Below are 24312 nucleotides of genomic sequence, written 5' to 3' on the forward strand. Positions count from 1 at the left end.
TTGAACTGGTTTTTTGAAAATCTAAAATGTTTTTAAAATATTAAGTATTGGAAATAAAATAATAGTAAGGTATAATTAAAACAGTAAAGAAATATTTCAATAAATAATGGGGTATAGTTATGAGTGGCATAAATTATACGGAGGACCTCTTTAATAGCTTTAGCTGGATGAAAGAAATTTTGCTGACCAGTAATATAGGCTTGTGGGTTTTGGAAATAGATAAACACAGCGATAAGTCATTTTTGTATGCTGATACAAGAATGCTGGAGCTGCTTGGTTTAAAGGCAAGCCTGTCACCTGAGGATAATTATGCCCATTTTGCGCGGAGGATCATCGAAGAGGATATTGGTATTGTTCAGAGATATATCAGGCAGATAATAGAAAGCCAGCGTCTGGTGGAGGTGCAGTATCGCTGGGAGCATCCTGAATGGGGCGTTATTTTTATCAGATGCAGCGGGACGCTGTATAAAGAAGACGAAAATTATTATTATATTCGCGGTTATCATCAAAACGCCAGCGATATAGAATTTCTGCGTCAAAAAAATATTTTGCAGGGTAAACAGCTGACCGAGGTCAAAAGGCAGCGTGAGTATTATAATGAGCTGTTTCAATCTGTTTTGTGTGGCATTACCCAATATACAGTAAATTCTGATGGCAAAATGGTTTTTAAGAGCGCTAATAGAGAGGCCATCAGAATTTTAGGTTATACGGAAAAAGAATTCTGGCAGAAGAAAAACTGGCAGATGCAGGAGCTTGTAGCGCCAGAGGACCGCAATGGGGTAATGTCTGCGCTGCAGGAGGTCCTGGCCTTTGGGAAAAAGCAATCATATGAATACCGCTCGCTGCGCAAGGATGGTGATACCTGCTGGATCATTGGCAGTGCGGAATATGTGAGAAATATTGATGATGAATTGGTTATTCAGAGCGTTTTTATAGACGTCGACAGCAAAAAGAAGACCGAATTGCTCAATTTGGAGCTTATTGAGCAGGAAAGGGGTTCTCAGGAACTTTTACGGCAGATTTTAGAAGGAACGAAGATCTTCTATTTTTATTACTATCCGCAGAAAAAACTGGAGGTTATTCCTTTACGGACCAGTAGTTATTTTAACTGTGCTGCAGAATATTATAATATGCCGGAAAGTTTTGCTGAGGATTTTATTGCACCAGAAACGCAAAAAGAGTTTTATGAAATGTATGCGGCTATCGATAACGGCGCTAAAACGTCTGCTGCCGTGCTGTGCGATAAAAGCGGTCAGTATTGGATGCGTGTCACGCTGACGGTGATGTCTTATGATGAGACGGGGAAACCAAAGTTTGTTATTGGTATTATCGAGGATATCAATGAGCAAAAAGATATGGAGCTTGAAAAAATCGAGCTGCAGTCTATTTATAATTTTACGGTGGAGCAGGATTATGATGCTGTTTGTATTTGCGATTTGCCAAATAGTGCTTATGTGATGCGGTTTGCCAGCCATTTTAATGGACAGCCCCTGCCGTTACAGGGGTGCATTACTGAGCAGCTGCCCGTATTTATTGAACGTTTTGTGCATGAGGAAGATCGGCAAAAATTGCTTGCCGGCGGCTTGGAGCAGTTTTTAACCCGGCTGGAGCAAGAGGATGCAGTGATGTTTTATTTTCGTTCTTCTGTGCAGACTGGCGCCAGGCATAAAGAAGTTAAAATATCTTATTTTGACGGCATCAAAGATAAGATTCTGGTTACGATGCGCGATATTCATGAACGTACCATGCAGGAAGAAGCTAATAAACAGATAATCAGCGACGCCTATCAGCTGGCGTTGCAGGCCAATCAGGCTAAAAGTGAATTTTTTTCGAAGATGTCGCATGATATTAGAACGCCGATGAATGCGATCATGGGGCTGGCCGCTTTAGCAGAGCATTGCGCCGATAAAAAGCAGGTGGATGATTATCTGAAGAAGATCGTTGTTTCGGGAAAACATATGCTGGAGCTGCTGAATGAGGTTCTGGACATGTCGAAAATCGAAAGCGGTAAAACGGAATTAACTCTGGAGTCTTTCGCGTTGAAGGAAAAAGTGGAAGCAGCAGTGGATATTATCAAACCTTCGGTTGAGGAAAAACGGCACCAACTGGTTGTGGAAATGGCGTCGTTAGAGAACATAGTCGTGCTGGGCGACGCATTGAGGATTCAGCAGATATTGTTGAACCTGCTTTCTAATGCCGTCAAATATACGCCTGATGGCGGAGTGATCAAGCTGACTGTTTTAGTTAAACCATTACCGCATGATTTGGCCGTTTTTGATTTTATTGTAGAAGATAACGGCATTGGGATGGAAAAAAGTTTTATCGAGCGTATTTTTGAACCGTTTATCAGGGCAGAAGATTCACGAGTCAGTAAAATACAGGGAACCGGTCTGGGGATGACGATCAGTTTGAATCTGGCAAAGCTGATGAACGGATCGATAGATGTTGAAAGCTGTATAGGCAAGGGCAGCAAGATCACTGCTTCTGTTTGCCTGAAGATGCAGCAGCGGAATGATATTACAGTTGCTGGGGAACAGTCTGTTGGTGATTTGGAAAATATTGCTGATATTGATTACAGCGGTAAACGGGTGCTGGTAGTTGAGGATAATGCGATCAATCTGGAAATTGCTTTGGAGTTTTTGAAGCTGGTGGGATTGACTTGTGAGGCTGCTGCTGATGGGGTGGAAGCTTTGGAAAAATTCCTGGCGTCACCTGAAGGATATTATGATTTGATTTTTATGGATATCCAGATGCCGGTAATGAATGGTTACGAAGCGGCCAAAGCGATCAGAGCTGCCGCCCGTAATGATGCCGCTCGGATACCGATCATTGCCATTACGGCCAATGCTTTTTCAGAAGATGTGAAAATGGCGCTGGCTGCGGGTATGAACGCTCATATAGCGAAACCGTTTGAACTAAAGCTGTTGAAAAAAACCATACGGCAATGGCTGAAATAAGTTGACCGAAAAGAAGCTCCGTTTTGTAGGGGCTTCTTTTTTATGTTATAATGCAGATAGTTATTTCAAACAGAGAGCGGAGAGAAATCATGGATTATTTTGTATTAACAGTGGCTTCGTTGATTTTGTTTGCCGCTACTTTTTTCAGCACGGTAACGGGTTTTGGTTTTGCGCTGATTGCCGCGCCGGTACTGACACTTGTGATGGGGCCGAAAGAGACGGTCGTGTTCGTTATTGTGGCCGGCGTTATTGTGCGTGTGATCATGATGTGGCGTACCTGGGGCCAGTTTGATTGGTCGACGGTACTGATAACGGCTGGCGGAAGCCTGCTGGGCATTATTCCCGGCGCGTATTTGCTGAAGGTGGCCGATGCCAATCATTTAAAGATTTTACTGGGTGTCGCGCTTTTGCTGGTGACGCTTTTAATGGAACTGAATTTTGTGCCTGAGGTCAGGAATAAAAAGCTGGGCCGTGTCTCGGCCGGCTTTTTAAGCGGCTTTTTCAGTGCTACGACCAGTATCAGCGGGCCGCCGATAGCTTTGTATTTTTTGAGTGAGAATATGGAGAAAAATCTGCTGCGTGCCAATATGATCTGGATTTTTGCTATTGGCAGCTTCTGTACTTTGGGCAGTTTTTTTGTGGCGGGCACTTTTCAGGGCGGCAATTTGCTTGCTTTGTCGCTGTATGTGCTGCCGGCGGTGCTTTTAGGCTGGTGGCTGGGAGAAAAAATGTTTTTTCGGATCAACCAGCATTTATTCAAACGCATTGCGCTGCTGGTGGTGTTGATAGGCGGAGTGATGACGCTGGGCAGTGGTATCAATGGCGTGCTGCATTGAATTTGTTGTAACATTGTTTACAATAGTTGATGTATAAAAATTAATTTTTTTGAATTTTATACTTTCGCTTGACACTGTTTTTATACGGGGCTAAAATAACAGCAATTAAGTTTTACACAAGAAATTTAAATTGGGTGGGTAAAATCGTGGAATCTGTTTTGAAAACTAATTTGGTAAATGAATATGCTTTTGACTTTAGCCGGGGCTATTTTTATTTTAGCGCTGGTTATTTTACTTGCTCAAAACTGCATAATTCTATTACCGTAAACAGATGCCGATACTGTAGCTGAGATATGCTGCTGTAAACTAAGAAGATGAATTTTTAATCAGGCTCTCTTACGAGGCCTGATTTTTTTATTATCTTGTGTAAATAAAAATGAAGTTAAGGAGTGGAGATAAATGATCATAGTAATGAAACCGGGGGTTCCCGCAGCAGAAGAATTAAAAGTAAAAAATTTGATGGAGGGCAAAGGCTTCCAGATCCATGAAAGCCGCGGCGCTAATTTTACCCTGTTTGGTGTGGTAGGCGATACAGCAGCCTTTGATATGAACCAGCTGCGGGTGTATGACTGCATCGACAAGGTCATGCGCGTACAGGAGCCTTACAAACGTGCCAACAGGATGTTTCATCCGGAAGACAGCATTGTCGATGTCTGCGGTGTGCAGGTGGGTGGTAAAAAGATCACAGTGATGGCGGGGCCCTGTTCAGTAGAGACACGGGAACAAATCATCGGCGTAGCCAGGGATGTCAAGCAGATGGGCGCAGCGATCCTGCGCGGAGGCGCGTTTAAGCCGCGTACTTCGCCGTACTCTTTCCAGGGGCTGCAGGAGAGCGGGCTGGATCTGCTAAAAGAGGCCCAAGCTGCTACCGGCCTGCCGATCATCACCGAGATCATGTCAGCTGATAAGATCGAACGCTTTGTTGAGGATGTGGACGTGATCCAGGTCGGCGCCCGCAACATGCAGAATTTTGAGCTTTTGAAGGAGCTGGGCAAGACCAGCAAACCGATTTTGCTGAAACGCGGTTTGTCGGCAACGATAGAAGAATGGCTGATGTCGGCCGAATATATTATGGCTGGCGGTAATGATAATGTGATTTTATGTGAGCGCGGGATCCGTACCTTTGAAAATTATACCCGTAATACTTTGGATCTGAGCGCGATCCCGGCTGTAAAAAAACTCAGTCATTTACCGGTCGTCGTTGACCCCAGTCATGCGGCCGGCATGTGGTGGATGGTCGAACCGCTGGCCAAGGCGGCTGTGGCTGTAGGGGCCGACGGACTGATCATCGAAGTGCATAACGATCCTGAACATGCCTTGTGCGACGGGGCCCAATCTTTGAAGCCGGAACGCTTTGGCAGACTGATGCAGGATCTGCAGATCATTGCAGGAGCTGTTGGGCGTGAGATTTAATAGGTTATAATTAAAATTAAGCATATAAATCAAAAGGAGAGAACAAAAAAGGAGAGAACAAAAAATGATTATTGTAATGAAACCAGGCGCACCGCTGCAGGAATGTGAGAAAATCAAAAACGGGCTGATCGATAACGGCTTCCAGATCAACGAGATCGTCGGCGTCAATATGACGATCCTGGGCGTTATCGGCGATACCAGTACTCTGGATATCAATCTGCTGCGCGTCAATGACTGGGTAGAAAAGGTCATGCGTGTGCAGGAACCGTTCAAACGCGCTAACAGGATGTTCCATCCTGAAGACAGTGTTATCGATGTGAACGGGATCAAGATCGGCGGTAAAAAAATCGTTGTTATGGCTGGCCCCTGTTCTGTGGAAACAGAAGAACAGATCATTTCCGTGGCTAAATCCGTTAAACTCGGTGGGGCGGCACTGCTGCGCGGAGGCGCTTTCAAGCCGCGTACTTCTCCCTATTCCTTCCAGGGCCTGAAAGAAAAAGGTCTGGAGCTTTTAAAGATCGCCAAACAGGAAACCGGACTGCCGATCGTTACCGAGATCATGTCGGCTGATAAGATCGAACGCTTTGTTGAGGATGTGGATGTGATCCAGGTCGGCGCACGCAATATGCAGAATTTTGAGCTGCTGAAGGAGCTGGGCAAGACCAATAAACCGATCTTACTGAAACGCGGTTTATCAGCAACGATAGAAGAATGGATCATGTCGGCGGAATATATCATGGCCGGCGGTAATGATAACGTTATTTTGTGCGAGCGCGGTATCCGCACCTTTGAAACTTATACCCGCAATACTTTAGACCTTAGCGCGATCCCGGCTGTAAAAAAACTCAGCCACCTGCCGATCGTCATTGATCCGAGCCATGCTTCCGGCATGTGGTGGATGGTTGAACCGATGGCCAAAGCTGCCATTGCCGCCGGTGCTGACGGGCTGATCATCGAAGTACATAACGATCCCGAGCATGCCTTGTGCGACGGGGCCCAGTCCCTGAAGCCGGAACGCTTTGCCCATCTGATGGGCGAGCTGAAGGGCATTGCGCAAATAATCGGCAGAGAGATGTAGGATATAGTATAATAATGTTAAAAACGGCTGTTTGTTTGCTGAAAAGCAACGGGCCGTTTCAATTATCGTAGGATTGCAGCATGGAGAAAGTTTAACGAGGTGAAGGCAGTGGAAAGTGGTTTTAGAAGCACGGATTGGCAGCAGCTTACTTTTGCTGTGGTCGGTATGGGTCTCATCGGCGGGTCTTATGCCAAAGCGCTGCGGCGTTTGGGCGTCAAAAAGATCATCGGTGTCGATACCGACGGCGAGGTGCTGCGGCAGGCGCAGGAGCAGGCTCTTATCGACGAAGCTGTTTTGAAGGCCGGCGCTGAACTGAAAGCGGCAGATGTGGTGATTTGCTCGGTTTATCCGGCGGCTACACTGGGGTTTGTAAAAAGCGCAGTGCCTTTTTTGAAAAGCGATGTTTTGATAACTGATGCCACAGGTATCAAGGGCAGCTTGCCAGAGGACGTGCAGCGACTTCTTACCGGTAGGATGGAATTTATTGCGGGGCATCCGATGGCCGGCCGTCAGGGCAGCGGTTTGGGTATGTCCCAGGCTGAGATTTTTGACGGCGCCAATTATATCGTGGTGCCAGCAGCTTTTAACAGCAGTGAGGCGATTGCCTGGTTAAGCAGCTTCGCATATGCGATCGGCTGCGGGCAGGTAGTGCGGGTAGATGCCGCCGAGCATGACCGCATCATTGCCTATACCAGCAATTTGCCGCATGCTTTAGCGGTAGCGCTGATCAACAGTGCTTCTTATAATGAAAACACGAAATATTTTATTGCCGGCAGCTTTCGCGACGGTACCCGCGTCGCGGATATCAATCCGTATTTGTGGAGCGATCTGTTTTTAGCGAACCGGGAAAACGTTCTGCAGGAGTTGGCGGCATTTCGTCAGCAGCTGGAACGCTGGAGCGAGGCTTTGACGGCCAATGATGCCACGGCTCTGCAGGAAATGATGCGGGAAGCGGCGGCGAAAAGAAAGGATTTATACTGATGCGTACGATCACAGTGGCGTTGGGTGAAAAAACATATAAGATCGAGATCGCGGCCGGACTGCTGGACCAGATCGGCCCGAAGGCCAGAGCACTTTCCGCTGCTGCCAAAGCGGCTGTCATTAGCGACAGTAATGTGGACCCTTTATATGGCGAGCGGTTGGAACGTACTTTGGCTGACAGCGGTTTTGAGGTGACCAGGATCGTTTTTGAGGCTGGGGAACAAAGCAAGAATCTGGCTACGCTGGGTTACGTTTATGATGAACTGGCACGGGCCGGGCTGACGCGCAGCGACCTGCTCCTGACTTTGGGGGGCGGGGTGCCCGGCGATCTGGGCGGCCTGGCGGCGGCGACTTTTCTGCGCGGCATTGATTTTATCCAGGTGCCGACGTCGCTGCTGGCGCAGATCGACAGCAGTGTCGGCGGGAAGGTAGCGATCGACCTCCCGGCAGGTAAAAATCTGGTTGGCAGTTTTTATCAGCCGAAAGCAGTGTTTATCGATCCGGAGCTGCTGCAAAGTTTACCGCTGCGCTTTTTGCATGACGGGCTGGCGGAAGCGATCAAATACGGCTGCATCTGCGATGCCGCACTGTTTGAGCAGATCGCTGCCATTGACAGTGACGCGGAGCTGCTGGAGCAGGCGGACAGTATTATCGAGACCTGCTGTAATATCAAAGCGAGAATCGTTGAAAAGGATGAATTTGACACAGGGGAAAGGATGCTGCTGAATTTTGGGCATACTATCGGACATGCCATTGAACAATGCTGCGGCTTTACTACTTATACTCATGGTGAAGGCGTTGGTATCGGTATGGTGCAGCTGACGCGGCAAACAGAAAAGCTGGGGCTGACAGCCGCTGGTACTGCTGCGCAGATAAGCAGCGTCTTACAGAAGTTCGGCTTGCCGGTAACGGCGTCGTTCAATGCCCGGGGAATTTTGCAGGTGATGGCTTTGGATAAGAAAAAAAGCGGCAGAAAAATCACTTTGGTAATCATTGAAAAAACAGGCGTTGGCCGCCTGCATAAAATAGACTGGCAGGAATTGCCTGCCTATATTGGACAGGAGAACGTATGACGACATTGAAGATCACACCGGCGAAGCTTGGCGGCAGCGTTTGCGCGCCTTCGTCTAAAAGCATGGGGCACAGGGAAATCATCTGTGCCGGGTTGTCGGACGGTACCAGTATTGTTGATAATATCAGTATGTCTGCCGATATGGAGGCTACTTTACGCTGCCTGGAAGCGTTGGGGATCAGCTTTCAGCAAGTTCCTTCGTCCAGAGCGGGCCGCACGGCTTTTGCCATCAGTGGCAGCGGCAGGGTGCGGGCTGCACGCAGTGCTGTTGACTGTGGCGAATCAGGCTCGACGCTGCGTTTTATGATACCGCTGGGAGCCTTATGCGGTGCGCCGCTGACCTTTACCGGGCACGGTAAGCTGGTAACACGTCCCTTGCAGGCTTATTATGATATTTTTGACAGGCAGGGCCTGCGCTATACAACTGCTGCGAAAGGGGATTTGCCTTTGACGGTCAACGGGGTGCTGCAAAGCGGCGCTTATGAGCTGCCTGGCAATGTCAGCTCGCAGTTTATCAGCGGGCTGCTGTTTGCACTGCCGCTGCTGGAGGGTGATTCTGTTTTGGAAATTACTTCAGGGCTGGAATCGCAGAGCTATGTTGATCTGACTTTGTCGTGTCTGGCCAAGTACGGTATTATTATCGAACACGAAAATTATTATAAATATCATATTCGCGGCGGCCAGAGGTATCGCGGCGGACGCAGCATGGTGGAAGGCGACTGGTCCCAGGCGGCGTTCTGGCTTGTGGCCGGGACGCTGGGCCGACAGATTACCTGTACTGGCCTGCATACTGCTTCATTGCAGGGCGACAGGGTGGTTGCCGGCATCATCAGCCGCATGGGAGGAAAAATAACCTCCGATGCCGAAGGTAATTATACTGCGCTGCCTGCGCCGACTAAGGGCGTCGTTATCGACGCTGCCGACTGTCCCGATATTATTCCTGTTTTAACGGTGCTGGCGGCTGTCAGTGAAGGTACAACGGAAATAATCAATGCCGGGCGGCTGCGCATCAAGGAATGTGACCGTCTGGCAGCAATGACCAGTGAATTGAATAAGCTGGGAGCGGCTGTTACCGAACTGCCTGACGGACTGCTTATCAAGGGGCGGCCGGAAGGACTGCGGGGCGGCTGTGTTGACGCCTGGAACGATCACCGCATCGCCATGAGTTTGGCGGTAGCGAGCTTGGTCTGCCGGGAGGCGGTCGTTATCAGCGGCAGCGAATGTGTTCAAAAATCATATCCTGAATTTTGGCAGGATTTTGCAGCGCTGGGCGGAAATATTGAAACTGTGGGAATGGGTGAAAGCGTATGAGTGGTGTTTATGGCAGAAAAATAAAAATGACGATTTTTGGCGAATCTCATGGGTCCTCTATTGGTCTTGTCATTGACGGTTTACCGCCGGGCCTGGAGCTGGATCTTGCTTTCATCAAACGCGAAATGGAGCGCCGTGCTCCGGGTCGGAACCTGCTTTCGACCCAGCGTCAGGAAAAAGATGCCTTTACGATCCAAAGCGGCGTTTTTGAAGGCCGCACAACGGGGACGCCTTTGTGCGCGCTGATCCCCAACAGTGACAGTCATTCTACGGATTACAGTATTTTAAAAGATAATATGCGGCCTGGGCATGCTGATTATTCCGGCAGGATCAAGTATAAAGGCTTTAATGATTACCGCGGCGGCGGCCATTTTTCCGGCCGTCTGACTGCGCCGTTGGTGTTTATGGGCGCTGTTGCCAAACTGGCATTGGCACGGTATGGCATTGTGGTAGGGGCGCATATCAATAATGTGGGTGAGATTTGTGACAGGAAGTTTGACCCATTGGGCGAAACTGCCGAATTATTGACGAGCCTGCGGCAGAAAGATTTTGCCGTGCTGGACGATGTGCGGGGAGCAGAAATGCAGGCGCTGATCATGGAAGCGCGCGAGCGGCAGGATTCTGTTGGCGGCAGTGTGGAGTGCATGGCGCTCAATCTGCCGGCCGGTTTGGGCGAACCTTTTTTTGATTCGCTGGAAAGCCGTCTTGCGCATGTGTTGTTTTCCATTCCGGCTGTCAAGGGACTGGAGTTTGGGCTGGGCTTTGGTTTTTGCCGCAGTACCGGTTCACAAGCTAACGATCCGCTGTATTATGACGGCGATTCGGTGCTGACGGAGACTAATAACAACGGCGGTATTTTAGGTGGTATCACCAACGGAATGCCGGTAGTATTCAAAGTCGGGTTCAAACCGACGCCATCGATCGCTTTGCCGCAGAAAACGATCAATGTGGCTGAGCATACAAACACGGTGCTGGAAATCAAAGGCCGTCACGATCCCTGCATCGTGCAGCGGGCTGTACCTGTTGTGGAGGGTGTTACGGCCTGGACTGTCTTGGATATGCTGTTGACTGCTGATATTAACGGTGAGGTGTAAGCATGGAAAATTTGGATTTAGAGGCGATCCGCAGCCGTATCGATAAGATCGACGCCCAGCTGATAGCGGCTTTGGAAGAACGGCTGGAGGCCGTGCTGGAAGTGGCGGCGTATAAAAAGCAGCATGGACTGCCGGTGCTGGATGCAGCGAGGGAAGCGAAGGTTCTGGAAAAGGCCTGCGCGCGTTTGCAGCATCAGGAGTATGCGCCGGCAGCGGCGGCGATGATGAAGACGATCATGGAGCAAAGCAAGGCTTTGGAGCATGTGCTGCTGGCCGAGTCAAGAGTTTTGCCGCAGGATCAGGTCATGGAGGTAGGCTGCTTTGGTATGCCTGGTTCTTACAGCCATCAGGCACTGGAAAAATATTTTGCAGGGCAGCATATCAACAGGCATCATTATGCACTGTTTGAAGATGTCGTACAGGCTGTTAAAAATGGTGAGATCAAATACGGCGTTTTGCCGATCGAAAATTCTTCGACAGGCGGCATTACCGAAGTCTATGATCTGCTTCGGCACCATGACTGTTCCATCGTTGGCGAGCAATGCGTAAAGATCGAGCATAACCTGCTGGGTATCCAGGGTGCTAAGCTGGAAGATATTACGACTGTATATTCGCATCCGCAGGGCTTCGCGCAAAGTAAAGAGTTTTTCCACCAGTACCCGCAGATGGAGCTGGTGCCATATTTCAGCACCTCTAAAAGTGCCGAAGCAGTGAGGGAAAAGCAGGACAGGCATTTGGCGTCTGTGGCCGGCAAGCAGGCCGCAGAGATGTATGGATTGCAGATCCTGGCTGCCAATATCAACTATAATTCCAATAATTATACCCGGTTTATCGTGATCGCCAGAGAGGCGGAACAGGCTCCCAATGCCAATAAGATCACAGTTGTAGTTGCTGTGAAGCATGAGCCGGGCTCACTCTACAGGACTTTAGGACATTTTTATCACAGTGGTTTGAATATGATGAATTTGGAATCACGCCCGATCGAGGGTAAATCATGGGAATATTTCTTCCATATCGATCTGGTGGGCAATCTGCGTGAAGAAAGAGTTCGTCAGGCTTTAGAGCAGCTTTCTGACAGCTGTGCATATTGTAAGATTTTAGGCAATTATCCTGCCGACGGCAGATAGGAGGCTGGTATCATGGTTCATTTTGGCTTGATTGGAGCGCGTTTGGGGCACAGCCTGTCACCGCAGATACATCAGATGATCTTTAAGGAACTGGGTATTGAAGGAACTTATGACCTGCTGGAGATAGCTCCTGAAGAATTATATACGAGCGTGCATGAGCTGCGTGGTAAATACAGTGGGGTCAATGTCACTATTCCGCACAAGATCAATGTTATGGCGGCTTTGACTACCTTAAGTATGGAAGCGCAGGAGATTGGCGCTGTCAATACGATCCATTTTTATAATGGCGCTATCCGCGGCTATAATACTGATTATGCAGGTTTTGGACGTCTGCTGGAAAACAATGGCATTGAAGTGCAGGGAAAAAGCGCGGCTGTGCTGGGTACGGGCGGTGTTTCCAGGGCGGTACTGCAATATCTGATCGATCACGGAGTATCCAAAATATTTTTGGTTTCCCGCAACACGCAGCACATCGCCCCATATATGAAAACTCTCTGCAGCAGTGTACCGACACAATTCGTTAATTATGTGCATTTAGAGCGGTATACAGGCGATTTACTGATCAACTGTACGCCTGTGGGCATGTATCCCAAATCTGATGCTGCTCCGGTCGGTTTGGAAACGATCGAGCATTTTGAGACTGCTGTGGATCTGATCTATAATCCTGCGAAAACGCTGTTTTTACAGCAGGCGGAACAAATGGGCAAGAAGGCTGTGAACGGGATGTTTATGCTGGTAGCGCAGGCTGTAGCGGCAGAAGAGATCTGGCTGCAGAGGGAGATTTCCAATGATGTTATTATCAGGATCGCTGCTGCTATGGAAAAACAGCTATGAAAAATATTATTTTGATCGGTATGCCGGGTTGTGGTAAATCAACTTTGGGAAAACTGCTGGCACAACAACTGCAGCGTCCCTTTTATGATGCCGACAGTGTGTTGGAAGAGCGCGAAGGCAGAAGCATCAAAGAACTGTTCGCAGTCAGCGAAGAGTGCTTTCGCGATGCAGAAACGCGGACAGTAAAGTATCTTTCGGGATTGGACGGCTGTGTGATCGCAGCTGGCGGCGGCGTGGTCAAACGCGCCGAGAATATAGAGATATTTAAAACCAGCGGGATGATCGTGTTCCTGGACCGTCTGCCTGAAAAAATCGTGCAGGACGTGGATACGGCAAGCAGGCCTCTGTTAGCGGCAGGGCGGCAGAGGATTTTTGATTTATATGCTGAAAGGATCGAGCTGTATCGCAGATACCACGATCACAGCGTCGATAACAACGGTGAGCGGGAGGCGGCACTGCAGGCATTGCTGGAGCTGGTAAGGAGAGAAAGCTGATGAAAAAAATTCTGGTTTTGAATGGCCCGAATATCAATATGCTGGGCATACGTGAAAAAAATATTTATGGCAAACAGGATTATGCCGCCCTATGCGAATATATCAGGCAGGAAGCGGCGGCGCTGAATGTGGAAGTAGAGCTGGTCCAAAGTAATTTTGAAGGTGAATTGGTAACGCTGATCCAGCAGGCCTATGGCAAATTTGACGGTATTGTTATCAATCCGGCGGCGCTTACGCATTACAGCGTGGCATTGCTGGACGCTATCAAGGCGGTTGCGCTGCCTGCCGTCGAGGTGCATTTAAGCAATATCCACGCCCGGGAAGAGTTTCGGCATAAGTCGGTAACGGCGGCCGGCTGCCTGGGTCAGATCTGCGGATTGGGGTTTCAGGGCTATGCTTTGGCGTTAAGGGCGCTGGTGGAAAGAATTTAGGCTGTAAAAACAAAAACAGAGAAAATATGTAAAGCACAACATCGTTGTGCTTTATTTTTTGTTAAGTTGGATATACTTTCGTATATAAACATCAAAAATAGCTAATAAATAGCGTTTAAGAACTTTACAAAATTAAATTTTATGTTATATAATTTATGCATAGCAAATTTTGCATACCTGATAGTGAAATTTATATGCTAATACGAATATGAAAAAATATACGGGGAGGCTTATTCATGATGATTGATTACTGTTCCATTGGCAAGAGAATAAAATTGACGAGGATCAAACAAGGCGTTCTGCAAAAAGATCTGGCAGAGAAAATCGGTATTTCCAAACCGCATATGAGTAATATTGAAACTGCTCATACTAAAATCGGTCTGGAAACCCTGGTCGCTATCGCCAATGCGCTGAATACTTCCGTCGATGAGTTTTTGAGTGATACTGTCAGCAACAGTCAGGTTATTTTTAACGATGATTTGAAGACAGTGCTTGAAAAAGCAGATATGGAAGAATTGAAGGTTATTTGCAAACTGGCACGTGTCATTTTGAAAAAGGATTAAGCTGTTGCAATAAAAAAGAAGACTGCGAGTTATATGACTCGCAGTCTTCTTTTTTTGATTTATTCAGGTTTGATTTTAAAAACAGCCGCATAGATGACCGGTAAAACGATCAGGGTCAGCAGCGTCGCTGCGGAAAGTCCGCAGGCAATGGCTACGGCCATGGAATTCCAGAAGGGACTGGCAAACATTGGTATCAGCCCCAGGATCGTTGTCAGCGCCGCCAGGATAATGGGGCGGAAACGCACGATTGCCGATTCAAGGACAGCTTCCCAGGGTGATTTGCCGGCCTGCAGATGCAGGTCGATCTGATCTATCAGAACGACAGAATTACGAATGATGATGCCTGTCAGGGCCAGGATGCCAAGCTCGGCCATAAAACCCAGCGGCGCGTTGAAGATGATCAGTCCCAGCATGACGCCTGTTATACCAAGCGGTGCCGTACAGAGGATGATGAACAGCTTGCGGATGTCCTTCAGCTGCAGCATCAAAAGTATCATCATGAGCAGCAGCATTACGGGTACCGGTTCTAAAAGATAGCCCAGGGTTTTGGCGCTGTCCTCCAGACTGCCGCCGATCTCGATCGTAACTCCCGGGGGCAGGTTTTGCCGCAGCTCGGCCAGGTCATTATAAACCTGCTGCGTAATGTCGTTGCCGGTTACACCTTCGCCGATACCGCCGCAGACGGTTATTGTCGGCAGCAGGTTACGGCGCCAGAGCATACTGTTTTCTGATTCGTAACTGAGGCGTGCTACCTGCGACAACGGTACAGCGCCTGCAGAGGTAGGGATCGTTAAGGTTTCCAGTTCGGTGACGGTAGCCCGGTCGATGGGCTGCAGGCGAAAGACCATGTCGATAGCCTGGTCACCTTCCAGATACTGCGCTACTGTATAGCCGGAAATTTCGGCCTGCAGGGCAGTGGCAACTTCCTTCCGGCTCAGCCCCATTTGCCGCAGCTTATCATTATCAATAGTCAGCCTGGCAGCGCCGGCCTGTTCCATCCAGTCGAAGCGGGTCATAGTTACGGCGGGATTTTGGGCCATAACTGTACGTACCCGTTGAGCGTAGTCTTTGACGATATTATCGTCAGGCCCCGTTACGCGCAGCATGACCGGGTAAGCTGCCGGCGGCCCTAACGGGATCGAACGCGAATAACTGACGACGTCGGGCAGGTTGCCTGCTACCAGTTCGCGTATCTGCGGTTCCAGGCGTTTACGGGCGTCGATGTCTTTAGCGACTACTACCAGCTGTGCATAATTGTCGCGCGGCTGGACAGGGTCCATGACCAGGACGAAGCGCGGCGCGCTTTTGCCTACATAAGAGCCGATGCTTGCGACGTCGGGATTATCCTTCAGCATATTGGTAAGTTTGACGGCGGCTGCATCTGTAGCTTTGATGCTGCTGCCTTCAGGCAGGTTAAGTTCCACTAAAAGTTCGGGACGTACGGAAGCCGGGAAAAATTCCTGCTTGATCAGGGGGATCAGCAGCAGCGAACCGATAAAAACAGCAAGCGTAGTCAGAAGCACTATTTTCTGATGCAGCATCGACCAGGAAAGCAGATTGCGGAATTTTTGATAAAAAGCAGTGTTGTAAACATCATTTTCATTGATAAGCTGCTTGGGTTTGATCCAGGCATGACCCAGGACAGGCGCCACAGTAGCGGAAATGACCCAGGAAAGCAGCAGCGCTGTTGAGATAACTGGAAAAAGTGAAGAAGCAAATTCAGCAGCGCTGGATTTGGCAAAGAAGATCGGCATAAAGCCGGTGCAGGTGATCAGCGTGCCTGTCAACAGCGGCATGGCGCAGGTTTCAAAGGCGTAGCTGGCGGCTTTGGTGCGTTCCCAGCCTTCCGACATTTTTACTTCCATCAGTTCGACAACAACGATAGCGTCGTCGACCAGCATGCCCAAAGCGATGATCAGTGCTCCCAAGGAAACCTTCTGCAGGTCGATGTTCATGGCATACATACCGATAAAGGTACCTAAAAGTACCAGCGGGATACAGACCGAAATAACATAGCCGCAGCGCCGGCCAAGACTGAGCAGGCTGACTGCCAGAACGATCAGGATAGCTTCCAGCAGGCTGTCAGTAAATTCATCGATCGCATTTTTTACTACCTGCGGCTGGTTGGCGACCTGGCCAAGCTCAAAGCCGAGCGGCAGTTCCTTCTGGATCTGCTGGACAGCACGGGCAAGATTTTCGCCCAGTTTGATATTGTTGCCGCCATCCTGCATGGAGATGGCGATACCGACGGCAGGCTGTCCGTTGAAGTACATTTTTGGTTCTGCCGGTTCGGCGTAGCCGCGTTTGATTTCGGCAATATCGCCCAGACGGAAGGTGCGGCCATTGGCCTGGATAGGAATATTGCTGATATTGTCCAGCGTATCAGGAGAACCGGTCAGACGCAGATAGGTGTTAGTAGTGTCGCTTTCTGCCATGCCGGCAGGTGTGACCGCCGTCTCCGCCTGAATGGTGGAAGCCAGCGTGCTGACAGGGATGCCAAGCTGTGCCAGTTTGGCATTGGACATCTGGATATAGATTTTTTCCGGTTGTACGCCTACCAGTTCTACTTTTTTGACATCGGGGATCTGGAAAAATTTATCTTTGATGCTTTCGGCGACGACGCGCATTTCCTCATAAGAAAAGCTGTCCGAGGTGACTGCATAGATATTGCCGTATACATCGTCGAAACGGTCGTTAAAAAACGGCCCTAAAGCGCCGTCAGGCAGGTCGCTTTTACCGTCGTTGACGATATTGCGTAATTCCAGCCAGCGCTGCTTGATTTCTTTGACCGGAACGGTATCCTGCAGATAGACGTTGATAACTGCCGTACCCGGACGGGAATAGCTGGTTATCCGGTCAATATTAGGTACCGTCTGCAGCTGCTTTTCGATCTTATCAGTCAGGTGCTCTTCTACTTCTTTAGCAGTTGCCCCCGGCCAGGCTGCTGAAACGACCATTTGCTTGATCGTAAAGCTGGGGTCCTCGCTGCGGCCTAAAGAATTATAGGAATAGATGCCCATTACCAGACAGAGAAACATAAAAAAGTAAATTATTTGCTTATGTTTGATCGACCAGGCGGCCCAGTTGTTTTTCATTGGCTGCCACCAGCTTCCAGACGGACGCTTTGGTTTTCGGCCAGTTTATTGACGCCGCCGACAACGACGATGTCGCCCTGCTGCAGCCCGGCAGCGATCCTGACGTTGTTGCCTTCGTAGCCGCCGATGGAGACGTCACGGGTATGCACTTTGTCATCAGTTACGAGCCAGACCTGCGGTTTGCCGCCGGTTTGGTAAATGGCGGCGGCCGGCAGCAGGATACTGCTGTCCGTACCGTTTTGCAGGTGGACTTTAGCGGTCATGCCCAGCTTGACTGCTGCGGGCAGATTAGGTACTGCGACACGAACCTTATAAGTGCGGGTAACATTGTCAGCCATTGGCGCTATTTCGCGGATATAACCGTCGGCCGAGACATTTTCCAAAGCCCAGAAATCGATGGTAGCTGTTTGGTTGGGATGGATCTTATCCAGATGATTTTCCGGAACATAGATCTGCACTTCCTGTTCGCCGCTTTGGACGACGGTCACTACGGGAGTGCCGGCCGCTACCACCTGACCGACTTCGCCGCTGACATTGGCGACGACGCCGTCATGGTCGGCGATGAGCTGCGTATAGGATAACTGATTACTGTTGGCGACCAGCTGTGCCTGTGCCTGACGTAGACTGGAAGCAGCTGCTTCCATCTGCGTGTTATATTGTTCCATCATGGCCTTGCTGACGCCGCCGCTGTTGTATAAAGTAGTGTAACGAACGGCATTGTCCCGGGCCAGCTTATAATTGGCTTCGGCTGCTGTGACAGCGGCCTGGCTGGCTTCAAAGCTCTGTTCAATATCTTTAGGATCGACACGCATCAAAATATCGCCCGTTTTTACGGTATCTCCCAAATTGACGCTGCGGCTGATGATCTTGCCGGCAACCTGAAAGGCCAGGTTGCTTTCGTAACGGCCGCGCACTTCGCCGGGATAAGTAGATGTATTATCGACGGTTTCTTTGCCGACAGTTACGGTACGTACATAAGGCACGTCTTTAACTATATCAGGCCTGGCCAGAATATTGCTGACTATGTGATACAGCAGCAATAAGACTGCAGCGGCGGCCAGAAGGTACAGATATTGCTTTTTGATCGGCAGCTTGTTGAAAGTTTCTTTAATCGACATATCGGTATCCTCCTGAACTAATTGGTGATGGAAGACAAATAGGTGTTTAAAGCTTCTTCCAGATAAGTGTTTTCAGTGCCGGCTTTAAAATGCCCCAGATCGCGGATCTGGTCATGCGTCAGGAAAAAAAAGACGATGATGCTTTCCAGGGTAAAGGCTACGTGGGTAGGCTGCACATCTTTATGGATACTGCCGTCAGCAATAGCCTCGGTAACAAGATCGGACATAAATTTATGGATCTTATATAAACGGTTTTTGATAAAGCTGTCACAGGTAAAGGTGGGCGTTAAAAGCTCGCGGTAAATAAGATGGATGCGGTGCGGGTGCAGCTTCTGCACCTCTGAAATGGCGGCAATATATTCGCGCAGCCTGGCCAGCGGCGCTATTTCCTTGCTGCTGACACGGGCGATCAGGTTCAAAAATAAATTTGACTGTTCGTTGAGGACTTCCTGATAAAGATTTTTTTTACCGCCGAAATAGTAAGAGATCAAAGCGCTGTTGACGCCTGATTTTTTGGCTATTTCTTTAATGGAAACGCCGTTAAAGTGATTAGCGGCAAATAAATCGGTTGCGGCTTCGAGAATTTTTTCGGCCGAAGAGGCTGATGCTTCAACTGGATTCATAGAGAACACTCCTTTGAGTATTAATTAAACAATTAATTATTAATAATTATATCACCAACCAGACAGGAACGTAAATATGTAAAAATGAGAAAAGACCGTGTAGAATACTTGCTAATCTGCTATAATAAATTAATAAACATCAAAGAAAGCGAGTTTTACTATGACAGTGGAAATGACCTTATTGCTGCTGGTGCTTTTAGTGCAGGCAGTGATTTTCATAATGCTGTGGCGGCTGCTGCAAACGCGCCGGCGGGAAGAGCACGAACTGGCTGGTGAAGTAAGCCGGCAGCTGGAAAGTCTGGAACGGCGTTTTTATGAAAATGTACGCGACCTGCGCAGTGAGCAGAACACTCTGGCTCGTGCGGCCCGCATGGAAAGCCAGGCAGCTTCTGACCGTCTGGGCGAGCAGCTGGATAAAAAGCTGGACAAGCTGACGGAAAGTACCGCGGCTAATTTAGAGCAGATCCGCGTGACTGTGGACGAAAAACTGCAGTCGACTTTGGAACGGCGTCTGGGCGAATCTTTTCAGCAGGTCAGCCTGCGTCTGGAACAGGTGCATCGCGGCTTGGGCGAAATGCAGACACTGGCCGGCGGCGTCGGCGATCTGAAGCGTATTCTTTCCAATGTGAAGAACCGCGGTATCTGGGGCGAAATGCAGCTGGGCATCCTGCTGCGTGACCTGCTGGCGCCGGAACAGTTTGCTGAAAACGTCGCCGTGAAGCAGGGCAGCGCCGAACGGGTGGAGTTTGCCCTGAAGCTGCCGGGCAGCAAAGACGACACGGTATGGCTGCCGATCGATGCCAAATTCCCGCAGGAGGATTTTCAGCGTTTGCTGGAGGCTCGTGAACAGGCGGATACAGCTGCCGCCGATGCTGCCCTGAAGCAGCTGGAACGCCGCCTGAAAAGCGAAGCGAAGGATATTCAAAGTAAATATCTGTGTCCGCCGCAGACGACTGATTTTGCGATTATGTATCTGCCTATCGAGGGTCTGTTTGCCGAAGCGGTAAATCTTCCGGGATTGTTGGACGAGCTGCAGCGTACTTACCGTGTGTGCGTGGCCGGACCGACGACTTTGGCTGCGTTGCTCAACAGCCTGCAAATGGGCTTTAAAACGCTGGCTATTGAAAAACGTACCGGCGAAGTCTGGCGGACGATCGCCGCAGTGAAGCAGGATTTTGTGACTTTCAGCCTGTTGCTTGATAAAACCAAAAAGAAGCTGCAGGAGGCCAGCGGCCACATCGATGCCGCAGCCAGACGCAGCCGTGTGATCAATAAACGCCTTGACGGCAGCAAAGCCGAAGATGATACTCTGGACTGGCAGGAGGATGCCTTGCATGAACGGGAATAATAATGAGCAGGAACGGCCGCTTTATAAAGAGCAGCCCTGGTGGGTACAGGTCATCGTAATGATGTACGCCATGTTCTGGTTGACAATGATCTTTGCAGCGGGGCTCAACAGTCTGCATCTTGGCAGAATAGATATTGACAGCGTCAGCATGGCCTTTGCTTTGACGGTTGGCTTGTACCCTTTGATCAAAATGCTGGAAAAACTGTAAGATGTATTACACAAAAACATTTTTGTGCGGCTTGACAAGCCAAAAGGGTCGGACTATAATTGATACAAGCTTGAAAATTACATAGTTCATTTATCCGACGATGGAGAAAAGTAAGTCAGCAGGCGGCAGAGAGAAGCGGCGGTCAGTGCAAGCCGTAACGTCTAAAAACCGAATTCCGCTCCGGAGGAGGCAGGGGTAGCAACCTGTCCGGGTCCGACCGATATATCGGCAATGAGGCCGCATCATGCGGCGAAAAAAGGTGGCACCACGTGAGTAGAACTCTCGTCCTTGATTGTAATTGATCAAGCCGGGAGTTTTTTATTTTACAGGTGAATGGAGCGATGGACAATGAAAATTATTGTAACTGAAAAAATTTCCGACAAAGGTGTGGCTCTGCTGCAGGCGGTGCCGGATTTTGATGTAGACGTACGTTTTGATATCGAAAGGGAAGAGCTGTTGAAGATCATCCCTGAATATGATGCGATCGTCGTCCGCAGCGTTACGAAGATCAATGAAGAATTTTATAAACACGCGACCAATTTAAAGGTAGTGGGCCGTGCCGGCAACGGTGTCGACAATATCGAGATGGAGGGTGCTACGAAGCGCGGCATTATCGTCGTTAACACGCCGGAATCCAATATCGTATCGGCAGCCGAGCATACTATCGGCCTGCTGCTGAGCTCTTCCCGCAACGTGGTCAAGGCTCATAAAATGATCGAATCCAGAGTCTGGGACCGCAGTGGCCTGAAAGGCAGCGAGCTTTTGGGCAAAACTCTGGGCATCATCGGGCTGGGACGTATCGGCGGACTTGTCGCTACCAGGCTGCAGGCTTTCGGTATGAAGATCATTGCTTATGATCCCTATATTGCCGATGCCCGTTTCCGCAGATACAGCGCTGAAAAATGTGAAACTTTGGACGAACTGCTGGAGCAGGCTGATTTTATTACGATCCATACGCCGAAAACAGAAGAAACTTTTAATATGATCACCGCCCAAGAGTTTGCCAAATGCAAACGCGGTGTGCGCGTTGTCAACTGTGCCCGCGGCGGACTGATCAACGAAAATGATCTGGCAGCGGCGATCAAGGAAGGCATCGTTGCCAGCGCCGGTATCGATGTGCTGGTAGATGAGCCGAAACCGATCTCACCGCTGATCGATTTGCCGGAATGTGTTTTAACGCCGCATCTGGGCGCCGATACTACCGAGGCGCAGGATAATGTTGGTATTGCCATTGCCGAAGAGGTCATTGCGGCCCTGCATGGCGAAATGGTGCCGAATGCAGTCAATCTGCCAACCTTGCAGCCGACAGAGCTGGAAGAGATGCAGGGTTACCTGACTTTGGGCGAATACCTGGGCAAGCTGTATTATCAGCTGGAAAAAGCAGCCGTTGAAAAGGTGGAGATCATCTATACCGGCGAGGTTGCCAATATGGAAACAGGCATGCTGACCCGTGCTGTTTTAAAAGGCGTTTTTGAACCTGTCCTCAAGGAACGCGTTAATTATGTCAACGCAGCGCTGACGGCTGAAAGCCGCGGGGTTGATGTTATAGAGAGCAAACACGCAGGCAAACACAATCTTTTAGAGGTCAAGATCTATACTAAAGGGAATGTCTTTACCGTAGCCGGTACTGTCTTTGGCGAAAAAGAGATCCGCGTCATCGAGATCGACGGCTATCAGTTCGACCTGACTCCGGCTCCGTTCATGCTGGTGGCCCGCAATCAGGATAAACCAGGCATGATCGGCCAGATCGGCACGCTTTTAGGTGCCAGCAAGGTCAATATCGCTACCATGCAGGTCAGCCGTAATCTTAAAGACGGCAATGCCATGATGTTCATGACTGTGGACAGCGAGGTAGGTAAAGAAACTCTGAAACTGCTGCAGGGGCTTGACGGTATCCTGCAGGTCAATCTTGTGAAGCTGTAAGGTATGAGCTTTAACAGAGAAATCGGTATCATTGTTTTAATGGGGTACGTCGTCTTTAAAGACCTGAACGATGATATCAATCTGCTTGCTTATATTGTGATGATGCTTGCTGCTTGTCATATGTTTATTAAATACAGACATCGTAATGATTAAAAAAATACCCGTTACTCATTGAGTAACGGGTATTTGCATATCAGCAGATAAATCATTCTGCAAAAATCACTTTGCCGTCCTTAAAGGCTTGGACACGGGCCAGCGATTCGACGCGGAAGCCGGCGTCGATCAAACGCTGACGCCCCGGCTGGAAGGATTTTTCGATCACGATGCCGATGCCGACTACTTCGCTGCCGGCCTGCTGGACGATGTTGGCCAGACCGAGAGCCGCTTCACCGTTAGCTAAAAAGTCGTCGATGATGAGGACCTTTTCACCGGCTGGTAAAAACTTTTTCAGTACAGTCACGTCGCTGGTGACTTTTTTGGTAAACGAATAGACTTTGGTACTGTAAGCCTCGCTGCTCATCAGCACCGATTTCTGTTTGCGGGCGAAGACTACCGGTACATGCAGGCACAACCCTGTTGGCAAAGCGCAGGCGATACCTGAGGATTCGATGGTAAAGATTTTTGTAATGCCGCAGCCGGCAAAACGGCGGTGAAATTCTTTGCCGATCTCCATCATCAGCTCCGGGTCGATCTGATGGTTTAAAAAAGAATCTACCTTTAAAATAGCGTCATTTAAGACCAGGCCTTCGGACATGATTTTTTCTTTGAGCAGTTTCATGGATAGCACCTCGAACTTTTTACTTTCTTATAATATTATAGGATATGATATTATTGAGATTTAGTCCAGTGATTTTGTAAAGAAAAAACAAAATTCAGAAAAATCACAAAAGAATGATACAAAAAAATCTTGACAAGCATAGAAAATGCTGGCATAATGTAAAACATAGCACGAACAAATTAGTTTTTGTTTGTACAACTTGATAATAAAGGCAGTGAACGGGAATAAAGTTGCTGATAATACCGGGCAGAGAGAAACGGCGGTTGGTGCAAGCCGTAACGGTACAGTAATGAGACTCACCCGGGAGCCGCGTCTCTGAATTTACAGTAGGAGGCGACGCCGGCGCAGCGTTAGGCGTTTGGAGCTATGGCTCTGAGACAATGAGGTCAAATTAGGGTGGTACCGCGGTGAAAGTCGCCCCTGTCTGCTAAGCAGGTGGGGGCGTTTTTTTATACCAATTTTCATGGGAGGTGGCAAAATGGAGCAGATCCTATCTATCGTAGTGCGCAATCAGCCCGGTGTTTTGATGCGGGTCGCAGGTATGTTTTCGCGGCGCGGGTTCAATATCGACAGTCTGGCTGTCGGCATTACGCAAAATCCTGAATTTTCGCGGATGACTGTTACCATGCAGGCTGACGACGCAACGATCAAGCAGGTCTGCAAGCAGTTGGCCAAGCTGGTCGAGGTAGAGGCTGTGAAAGTCCTGCCGCCTAAAGCAAGTGCCAAGCGCAGTATGGTCATGGTCAAGGTGCACGCCGGTGAGAAGCGGCTGGAGCTGCTGCGGCTGGCAGATGTTTTCAGGGCCCATGCCGTTGACGTTACCGGCGAATCGTTGATTTTTCTGGCGACCGGTATCGACGATAAGCTGAATGCTTTTGTCGATGTGATGCGTCCTTACGGTATTCTGGAAATGGTGCAGACCGGTCTTGTAGCACTGGAACGCGGCGATGCGGCAATGGATGTCGGCAAATCGCGTTATGCCTGGCCGCAAAGCAGCTGCAAGCATTCCGCTATCTGATACAGTCAGT

Annotated in this window: 22 protein-coding genes and 1 other annotated feature; of the genes, 18 read left to right on the forward strand and 4 right to left on the reverse strand. The window is 49.2% G+C overall.

All coding sequences use genetic code 11. From position 1 onward, the window contains the following. Positions 1-119: 119 nt before the first annotated feature. The 13 genes from Q4G98_RS03025 to Q4G98_RS03085 all read left to right on the forward strand — a co-directional run bounded on the left by Q4G98_RS03025 (position 120) and on the right by Q4G98_RS03085 (position 14191). A complete protein-coding gene (locus Q4G98_RS03025) occupies positions 120-2957 on the forward strand; it encodes a hybrid sensor histidine kinase/response regulator (protein WP_298563540.1) in 2838 nt (945 codons plus the stop codon). A gap of 89 nt (positions 2958-3046) precedes the next feature. Beyond that, positions 3047-3793 (forward strand): sulfite exporter TauE/SafE family protein, encoded by a 747-nt coding sequence (locus tag Q4G98_RS03030; RefSeq protein ID WP_298563538.1) that lies wholly within the window; start codon positions 3047-3049, stop codon positions 3791-3793. Between the two features lie 399 nt (positions 3794-4192). Continuing rightward, complete coding sequence (gene aroF, locus Q4G98_RS03035; protein ID WP_301961829.1) at positions 4193-5206, forward strand: 3-deoxy-7-phosphoheptulonate synthase; 1014 nt, start codon at positions 4193-4195, stop codon at positions 5204-5206. A 64-nt stretch (positions 5207-5270) separates the two neighbouring features. Further along, a complete protein-coding gene (gene aroF / locus Q4G98_RS03040) occupies positions 5271-6284 on the forward strand; it encodes a 3-deoxy-7-phosphoheptulonate synthase (protein ID WP_177561989.1) in 1014 nt (337 codons plus the stop codon). Positions 6285-6392: 108 nt separating this feature from the next. Then, complete coding sequence (locus tag Q4G98_RS03045) at positions 6393-7265, forward strand: prephenate dehydrogenase (protein ID WP_298563531.1); 873 nt, start codon at positions 6393-6395, stop codon at positions 7263-7265. Beyond that, positions 7265-8338, forward strand: a complete 1074-nt coding sequence (gene aroB, locus Q4G98_RS03050) for a 3-dehydroquinate synthase (RefSeq protein ID WP_298563529.1) — start codon at positions 7265-7267, stop codon at positions 8336-8338. Before Q4G98_RS03045 ends, aroB begins: the two co-directional genes overlap by 1 nt. Next, positions 8335-9648 (forward strand): 3-phosphoshikimate 1-carboxyvinyltransferase, encoded by a 1314-nt coding sequence (gene aroA / locus Q4G98_RS03055; protein ID WP_298563527.1) that lies wholly within the window; start codon positions 8335-8337, stop codon positions 9646-9648. The genes aroB and aroA overlap by 4 nt, the downstream gene beginning before the upstream one ends. Beyond that, on the forward strand, positions 9645-10742 hold the full coding sequence (aroC, locus tag Q4G98_RS03060; protein WP_293663013.1) for a chorismate synthase: 1098 nt from the start codon (positions 9645-9647) through the stop codon (positions 10740-10742). The genes aroA and aroC overlap by 4 nt, the downstream gene beginning before the upstream one ends. Before the next feature lie 2 nt (positions 10743-10744). Further along, complete coding sequence (gene pheA / locus Q4G98_RS03065; RefSeq protein ID WP_298563524.1) at positions 10745-11869, forward strand: prephenate dehydratase; 1125 nt, start codon at positions 10745-10747, stop codon at positions 11867-11869. Positions 11870-11881: 12 nt separating this feature from the next. Then, positions 11882-12703: a shikimate dehydrogenase gene (locus Q4G98_RS03070; RefSeq protein ID WP_298563522.1), complete on the forward strand. Its 822-nt coding sequence runs from the start codon at positions 11882-11884 to the stop codon at positions 12701-12703. After that, the gene (locus Q4G98_RS03075; RefSeq protein ID WP_177562001.1) at positions 12700-13197 is read left to right on the forward strand and encodes a shikimate kinase; all 498 of its coding nucleotides are present in this window, start codon (positions 12700-12702) and stop codon (positions 13195-13197) included. The genes Q4G98_RS03070 and Q4G98_RS03075 overlap by 4 nt, the downstream gene beginning before the upstream one ends. After that, positions 13197-13628: a type II 3-dehydroquinate dehydratase gene (aroQ, locus tag Q4G98_RS03080; protein ID WP_293719599.1), complete on the forward strand. Its 432-nt coding sequence runs from the start codon at positions 13197-13199 to the stop codon at positions 13626-13628. The genes Q4G98_RS03075 and aroQ overlap by 1 nt, the downstream gene beginning before the upstream one ends. 236 nt (positions 13629-13864) lie before the next feature. Further along, a complete protein-coding gene (locus tag Q4G98_RS03085) occupies positions 13865-14191 on the forward strand; it encodes a helix-turn-helix domain-containing protein (RefSeq protein WP_177560978.1) in 327 nt (108 codons plus the stop codon). Positions 14192-14250: 59 nt separating this feature from the next. On the opposite strand, the gene Q4G98_RS03090 is transcribed toward Q4G98_RS03085, so the two are convergent. Genes Q4G98_RS03090 through Q4G98_RS03100 form a run of 3 tightly spaced genes read right to left on the reverse strand, consistent with a single transcriptional unit; the run spans position 14251 to position 19027 of the window. Then, positions 14251-17286 (reverse strand): efflux RND transporter permease subunit, encoded by a 3036-nt coding sequence (locus Q4G98_RS03090; RefSeq protein ID WP_298563519.1) that lies wholly within the window; start codon positions 17284-17286, stop codon positions 14251-14253. Continuing rightward, complete coding sequence (locus tag Q4G98_RS03095) at positions 17283-18404, reverse strand: efflux RND transporter periplasmic adaptor subunit (protein ID WP_298563518.1); 1122 nt, start codon at positions 18402-18404, stop codon at positions 17283-17285. The genes Q4G98_RS03090 and Q4G98_RS03095 overlap by 4 nt, the downstream gene beginning before the upstream one ends. 17 nt (positions 18405-18421) lie before the next feature. Further along, positions 18422-19027 (reverse strand): TetR/AcrR family transcriptional regulator, encoded by a 606-nt coding sequence (locus tag Q4G98_RS03100; protein ID WP_177560975.1) that lies wholly within the window; start codon positions 19025-19027, stop codon positions 18422-18424. A gap of 160 nt (positions 19028-19187) precedes the next feature. On the opposite strand from Q4G98_RS03100, the gene Q4G98_RS03105 reads away from it, so the two are divergent. From Q4G98_RS03105 to Q4G98_RS03120, 4 genes are all read left to right on the forward strand, one after another. Further along, a complete protein-coding gene (locus tag Q4G98_RS03105) occupies positions 19188-20375 on the forward strand; it encodes a DNA recombination protein RmuC (protein ID WP_298563516.1) in 1188 nt (395 codons plus the stop codon). After that, entirely contained in the window at positions 20362-20583 is a 222-nt protein-coding gene (locus Q4G98_RS03110) for a hypothetical protein (RefSeq protein ID WP_298563514.1), read from the forward strand. Before Q4G98_RS03105 ends, Q4G98_RS03110 begins: the two co-directional genes overlap by 14 nt. A gap of 348 nt (positions 20584-20931) precedes the next feature. Continuing rightward, a complete protein-coding gene (gene serA / locus Q4G98_RS03115) occupies positions 20932-22506 on the forward strand; it encodes a phosphoglycerate dehydrogenase (protein ID WP_298563512.1) in 1575 nt (524 codons plus the stop codon). A 3-nt stretch (positions 22507-22509) separates the two neighbouring features. Then, positions 22510-22659, forward strand: coding sequence for a hypothetical protein (locus Q4G98_RS03120; RefSeq protein ID WP_177560971.1), 150 nt, complete (start codon positions 22510-22512; stop codon positions 22657-22659). Between the two features lie 52 nt (positions 22660-22711). Here Q4G98_RS03120 and Q4G98_RS03125 read toward each other — a convergent pair whose 3' ends face one another. Next, complete coding sequence (locus Q4G98_RS03125) at positions 22712-23284, reverse strand: xanthine phosphoribosyltransferase (RefSeq protein WP_298563510.1); 573 nt, start codon at positions 23282-23284, stop codon at positions 22712-22714. 205 nt (positions 23285-23489) lie between these two features. Beyond that, positions 23490-23709 (forward strand) — a binding site (T-box leader). Between the two features lie 53 nt (positions 23710-23762). On the opposite strand from Q4G98_RS03125, the gene ilvN reads away from it, so the two are divergent. Beyond that, on the forward strand, positions 23763-24302 hold the full coding sequence (gene ilvN / locus Q4G98_RS03130) for an acetolactate synthase small subunit (protein ID WP_177560969.1): 540 nt from the start codon (positions 23763-23765) through the stop codon (positions 24300-24302). Positions 24303-24312: the final 10 nt, after the last annotated feature.

Source organism: uncultured Phascolarctobacterium sp. (genome assembly GCF_958349595.1).
GTDB lineage: Bacteria > Bacillota > Negativicutes > Acidaminococcales > Acidaminococcaceae > Phascolarctobacterium.

What these genes read in the sequence shown, in the direction of transcription:
- Q4G98_RS03025 (WP_298563540.1), top strand. Translation starts at nt 120, where the DNA reads ATGAGTGGCATAAATTATACGGAGGACCTCTTTAATAGCTTTAGCTGG.
- Q4G98_RS03030 (WP_298563538.1), top strand. Translation starts at nt 3,047, where the DNA reads ATGGATTATTTTGTATTAACAGTGGCTTCGTTGATTTTGTTTGCCGCT.
- aroF (WP_301961829.1), top strand. Translation starts at nt 4,193, where the DNA reads ATGATCATAGTAATGAAACCGGGGGTTCCCGCAGCAGAAGAATTAAAA.
- aroF (WP_177561989.1), top strand. Translation starts at nt 5,271, where the DNA reads ATGATTATTGTAATGAAACCAGGCGCACCGCTGCAGGAATGTGAGAAA.
- aroB (WP_298563529.1), top strand. Translation starts at nt 7,265, where the DNA reads ATGCGTACGATCACAGTGGCGTTGGGTGAAAAAACATATAAGATCGAG.
- aroA (WP_298563527.1), top strand. Translation starts at nt 8,335, where the DNA reads ATGACGACATTGAAGATCACACCGGCGAAGCTTGGCGGCAGCGTTTGC.
- aroC (WP_293663013.1), top strand. Translation starts at nt 9,645, where the DNA reads ATGAGTGGTGTTTATGGCAGAAAAATAAAAATGACGATTTTTGGCGAA.
- pheA (WP_298563524.1), top strand. Translation starts at nt 10,745, where the DNA reads ATGGAAAATTTGGATTTAGAGGCGATCCGCAGCCGTATCGATAAGATC.
- Q4G98_RS03070 (WP_298563522.1), top strand. Translation starts at nt 11,882, where the DNA reads ATGGTTCATTTTGGCTTGATTGGAGCGCGTTTGGGGCACAGCCTGTCA.
- Q4G98_RS03075 (WP_177562001.1), top strand. Translation starts at nt 12,700, where the DNA reads ATGAAAAATATTATTTTGATCGGTATGCCGGGTTGTGGTAAATCAACT.
- aroQ (WP_293719599.1), top strand. Translation starts at nt 13,197, where the DNA reads ATGAAAAAAATTCTGGTTTTGAATGGCCCGAATATCAATATGCTGGGC.
- Q4G98_RS03085 (WP_177560978.1), top strand. Translation starts at nt 13,865, where the DNA reads ATGATGATTGATTACTGTTCCATTGGCAAGAGAATAAAATTGACGAGG.
- Q4G98_RS03090 (WP_298563519.1), bottom strand. Translation starts at nt 17,286, where the DNA reads ATGAAAAACAACTGGGCCGCCTGGTCGATCAAACATAAGCAAATAATT.
- Q4G98_RS03095 (WP_298563518.1), bottom strand. Translation starts at nt 18,404, where the DNA reads ATGTCGATTAAAGAAACTTTCAACAAGCTGCCGATCAAAAAGCAATAT.
- Q4G98_RS03100 (WP_177560975.1), bottom strand. Translation starts at nt 19,027, where the DNA reads ATGAATCCAGTTGAAGCATCAGCCTCTTCGGCCGAAAAAATTCTCGAA.
- Q4G98_RS03105 (WP_298563516.1), top strand. Translation starts at nt 19,188, where the DNA reads ATGACAGTGGAAATGACCTTATTGCTGCTGGTGCTTTTAGTGCAGGCA.
- Q4G98_RS03110 (WP_298563514.1), top strand. Translation starts at nt 20,362, where the DNA reads ATGAACGGGAATAATAATGAGCAGGAACGGCCGCTTTATAAAGAGCAG.
- serA (WP_298563512.1), top strand. Translation starts at nt 20,932, where the DNA reads ATGAAAATTATTGTAACTGAAAAAATTTCCGACAAAGGTGTGGCTCTG.
- Q4G98_RS03120 (WP_177560971.1), top strand. Translation starts at nt 22,510, where the DNA reads ATGAGCTTTAACAGAGAAATCGGTATCATTGTTTTAATGGGGTACGTC.
- Q4G98_RS03125 (WP_298563510.1), bottom strand. Translation starts at nt 23,284, where the DNA reads ATGAAACTGCTCAAAGAAAAAATCATGTCCGAAGGCCTGGTCTTAAAT.
- ilvN (WP_177560969.1), top strand. Translation starts at nt 23,763, where the DNA reads ATGGAGCAGATCCTATCTATCGTAGTGCGCAATCAGCCCGGTGTTTTG.